At 72.4% G+C, this 4,326-nt stretch carries 4 protein-coding genes and 1 pseudogene; 4 read left to right on the plus strand and 1 reads right to left on the minus strand.

All coding sequences use genetic code 11. The annotated features are described in order from the left end of the window. The 3 genes and pseudogenes from AOK24_RS41460 to AOK24_RS41470 form a co-directional block, all read left to right on the plus strand. Nucleotides 1-204, plus strand: a pseudogene (locus AOK24_RS41460) (PLP-dependent transferase); the annotation flags it as partial. A gap of 220 nt (nucleotides 205-424) precedes the next feature. Continuing rightward, nucleotides 425-1,306: a LysR family transcriptional regulator gene (locus AOK24_RS41465; protein ID WP_055725056.1), complete on the plus strand. Its 882-nt coding sequence runs from the start codon at nucleotides 425-427 to the stop codon at nucleotides 1,304-1,306. Between the two features lie 73 nt (nucleotides 1,307-1,379). Then, entirely contained in the window at nucleotides 1,380-1,862 is a 483-nt protein-coding gene (locus tag AOK24_RS41470; RefSeq protein WP_010354101.1) for an NUDIX domain-containing protein, read from the plus strand. An 8-nt stretch (nucleotides 1,863-1,870) separates the two neighbouring features. On the opposite strand, the gene AOK24_RS41475 is transcribed toward AOK24_RS41470, so the two are convergent. Further along, nucleotides 1,871-3,487 carry a globin domain-containing protein gene (locus AOK24_RS41475; RefSeq protein WP_420876728.1) on the minus strand — a complete coding sequence of 539 codons (1,617 nt, stop codon included), beginning with the start codon at nucleotides 3,485-3,487 and terminating at the stop codon, nucleotides 1,871-1,873. A gap of 231 nt (nucleotides 3,488-3,718) precedes the next feature. Between AOK24_RS41475 and AOK24_RS49475 the strand changes: the two genes are divergently transcribed. Continuing rightward, nucleotides 3,719-4,326: hypothetical protein (locus AOK24_RS49475; RefSeq protein WP_206191359.1), on the plus strand; the 608-nt coding region annotated here is incomplete at its 3' end.

The raw sequence follows: 4,326 nt of genomic DNA on the forward strand, positions 1-4,326 counted from the left end.
GAACGGTTCCTGGAGTCGCTGCGGCTCGTGGACGACGCGACGAGCTTCGGCGGGGTGCGCTCCACCGCCGAACGCCGTGGCCGCTGGGGCGGCGACGCGGTCCCGGACGGCTTCGTACGGCTCTCCGTCGGCACGGAGGACACGGAGGACCTGGTCGCGGACGTGCTGCGGGCGCTGGGGGAGGCGGGGGCATCGGGGGGCTGAGGGGGCCGGCCGGGCGTCCTGTACGGCGCTGTGCTGCGGGCGGTCGCGCCCTGGTGCTGCGGGCGGTCCGGGCCTCCCCCCTCGTGGTTCGGACCGCCCCTCGGTTCCGTGCGTCAAGAACCGCGCGAACCAGGCTAGTTGACTCAGTGTCAGTGTCCAATCACAGTAGCGGCAGGGCCCTATCGCCATATTTATCGTTGGCGCCGAAAGGGGGCGGGCTGTGGATCTGGCCTTGCTGCGCACCTTCGTGACCGTGCACCGGGCCGGCTCCTTCACCCGCGCCGCCGCGCTGCTCGGCCTCTCCCAGCCCGCCGTCACCTCGCAGATCAGGGCCCTGGAACAGCAGGTCGGCCGGCCGCTGTTCCTGCGCCGGCCCCGGGGCGTCACGCCGACGACGATCGGCGACGAACTCGCGCACAAGGCGGCGCCGCACCTCGACGCGCTCGTGGAGATCGCCGAGACCGGGCTCCACGAGGACTCCTCGCTGCGGACCCTGCACCTCGCCGGGCCGCCCGAGTTCACCGCCGAGCAGGCCCTGCCCGCGCTCACCGAACTCACCGGCGAGGACGGCCGGGCCCTCGCCCTGCGCGCCTCCTTCGGCACGGCGGAAGAGGTCCTGGAGGGGCTCGCGGCGGGCCATCACGACCTGGCGATCAGCACGGCGCGTCCACGGGGGCCGCTGTTCACGGCGACACCGCTGTGCGACGAGGAGCATGTGCTGGTCGCGGCGCCGGGGTGGGCGGAGCGGATCGGTACCGGCGTCCTGGAGAACCTCCCCGTCGTCGAGGTCCACGAGTCGCTGCCCCTTGTCTCCCGCTACTGGGCCTCCGTGTTCGACTCGCTTCCGGCCGCCTCCGGCACGGTGGTCGTCCCCGATCTGCGGGCGGTTCTCGCGTGCGCGGTCGCGGGGGCGGGGCTCGCTGTCCTCCCGCGCTATCTCTGCGCGGACGCTCTGGAGCGGGGCGCCGTCGTGGCGCTGCACGAACCGGCGGTGCCGCCCTTGCGGACGTACTTCCTCGTCGTGCGGACGGGGACGCTGGCGATGCCGCACATTGCGCGGGCGCACGAGCAGTTGTTGCGGGCGGCGGCAGCGTGGCACTGATGTTTCACGTGAAACCGAGCCCGGCACCGGGGTGCGATGTTTCACGTGGAACCAAGCGGGCCACATTCCTCCCATGACCGTCCGACCCGTGGTCAAACGCACCGCACGCGCCGTTCTGCTGGACGGTGACGACCTGATCCTGATCAAGCGCACCAAACCCGGCCTCGATCCCTACTGGGTCACCCCCGGCGGGGGTGTCGAGCCCGAGGACGAGACCGTCGTGGACGCCCTGCACCGCGAGGTGTACGAGGAACTCGGCGCGAAGATCGCCGATGTGGTCCCCTGTTTCGTCGACACCGTCGAGCACATCGGCGAGGACGGCGGCGCGACCGGCGTGAAGGTGCAGCACTTCTTCGTCTGCCATCTGGAGTCGATGGACCCCGGTCTGCGGCACGGCCCCGAGGTCGACGAGCCGATCGGCGACTACGAGATCGTCCGGGTGCCCTTCACTCGCGTCGGGATCGCCTCCGTCCACCTCGTCCCGCTGTCGCTGCGGCACTATCTGGACGGCAACATCGAGGGCGTGCGCGCGATGCACGCCCCCGATCTCGGCTGACGGAACCCCTATCCGGCGGCGACCAGTTCCGCGACGGAGTCGTGCCGTATCCGTTCCTTCGGGATGCCCGCGCCGCGCAGTGCGTCCACGCCGCTGCGGATCATGCCGACCGGGCCCGAGAGGTACGCGTCGTACTGGTCCCAGGGGCCGAACGTGCGGATGGCGTCGGGGAGTTGGAGCAGGCCGTGCTTGTCGACCACCGGGCGTACCTCCAGCCAGGAGTGGGACTGCTGGAGCCTGAGCATCGTGTCGATGTCGTAGAGGTCGTGGTCGGTGCGGGCGCCGTAGAAGACCTCCATCCGGCGCCGGGTGCCGTGTTCGGCGACGTCCTCGACGAGGGCCTTGATCGGGGCTATGCCGGTGCCGCCGCCGAGGCAGAGCAGGCCGCTGTCACGGGTGTGGTCGACCGTCATCGTCCCGGCGGGCGGGCCCAGCCGGATCACGTCGCCGGGCTGGGCGCGGTGCACGAGCGCGTTGGAGACCCAGCCGGCGGGGACGGCCTTCACGTGGAACGAGAGCAGGCCGTCGGAGCGGGGGGCCGAGGCGAAGGAGTAGTGCCGCCAGATCCTTGGCCACCAGGGGGTTTCCAGGCTCGCGTACTGGCCGGCCAGGAAGGGGTACGGCTGGTTGGGGCGGACCGTGATGACCGCGATGTCCTGCGTCCGCAGCTCGTGCGAGACGACCTCCGCCTGCCACCACGCCGGGGCGCGCAGCTCATCCACGGCCGCCGCGTCGATCATCACCTGCGAGATCGTCGTGTACGTCCGTACCCACGCCGCTTCCGTCTCCGGGTTCCACACGGACTCGGCGTACTTCGCGAGCGCCTCGATCAGGCACTCCCCGACCGCCGGGTAGTGCTCCGGCCGCGTCCCGTACTTCCGGTGTCCCCGGCCCAGGTTCTGGAGGTACTCCACGAGCACCGGCGTGTTGTCGACATGCTCGGCCGCCGTCAGCAGCGCCTTGAGCAGCCGGTCCCGCTGCGCATCCATCGCGGGCGGGAACAAGGACCTCAGGTCGGGGTGGCGTACAAAAAGAAGCGCGTAGAAATACGAGGTCACCTTGTCGGAGACGTCCCCGATAGCGGCCATCGTCCGCCGCACAAGCACAGCATCGGGCGACCCCTCCGGGGCGGGCTCCACCGAGACCAAGCTCGCGGGCCCGAACGCCCGGAACGGCTCCGGGGCAGCCTCGGGAGACTCCTCCTGAGGGGCGTCCGGACGAGAGGCCCGAGGAAAGTCAACGGCGGGCCGGAAGGCGTCCGGCACGTACGACCCGGAGGCTTCGCCCCCTCCCTCGGACGCGTCCGGCATATCCGCCCGAAGAGACTCGACCTCAGCCTGCGGCACGCCATGGACCGCCGCCCGGCCGGACTCGAATCCGGGCTCGGACCGGGACACTTCATCGCCGAACGACCGCGCGGCCTCGGGGCCGGTCTGAGTCCGAGACGCCTCGTGAGGCAAGGCATGGTCAGCCTCAGGGCCGGAGACGTGCTCAGGGCCGGGGGCGGGCTCAGGCCTGATTGCCTCGCGAGGCAACGGCCGGGTGCCTTCGGGGCCGGGCTGGTGTCGGGGCACCTCGTGGGGCAACGCCCGCGCGGCCTCAGGGCCGGGGGCAGGCTCAGACATGGTCGCCTCGCCGGGCAACCGCCGGGCGGCTTCGGAACCGGGCTCGGGTCGGGGCGCCTCGTCGAGGAACGGCCGCGCGGCCTCAGGGCCAGAGCCGGGCTCGGGCCTGATTGCCTCGCCGGGCAACGGCCGGGCAGCTTCAGGGCCGGGGGCGGGATGCGGTGCCTCGCGAGGGAGTGACTGGGCGGCTTCGGAGCCGGGAGCGGAGGCGGGCTCAGGGTGGGCGGCCTCGTGGGGGAACGACCGGGCGGCTTCGGGGCCTGGCCCGGGACGGGCGGCATCGTGCGGCAAGGGTCGGGAGTGCTCGGGGGCCGACTCGGCTTCGGAGTGCGGCAGTTCCTGGATGAACGGCCGGAGGAACTCCGGGTCCGAGTCGAGGTCGGAGTCGGGCTCGGCCTCGGGCCGGTGCGCCTCTTCGGCGAACGACCGGAAGGACCCGGGCTCGGGGTGCGGCGCCGCCAACGGGTTCTCGGCCCGGCGCTGCTGCTCACCCCAGTGCTGCTCGGCGCGGCGCTGTTCCTCGGCCCGGTGCTCGGCCCGCTGCTGCTCCTCAGCCCGCTGCTGCTCCTCGGGCCGGTGCTGCTCCTCGGACCAGAGCTGTTCGGCCCGCTGCTGCTCCTCAGCCCGCTGCTGTTCCTCGGGCGGTGCTGTCGGACGGGCGGCTTCGGAGGGCAAGGGTTCGCTCGGCGCCGTGCGCTGGGCCGGTACCTGGAGGGCCTCGGGGGCGGCGAACGCGTCGGTGGAGGGGCGGGACGTGGACACCAGCGGGGGTACCGCCGTCGCGGGCGCCGGTATGAGCTTGGGAAGCACGGTGGTCGCGGGATCGGCGGGGCCCGGAG

It is taken from the genome of Streptomyces niveiscabiei (assembly GCF_001419795.1).
Taxonomy (GTDB): Bacteria; Actinomycetota; Actinomycetes; order Streptomycetales; family Streptomycetaceae; genus Streptomyces; species Streptomyces niveiscabiei.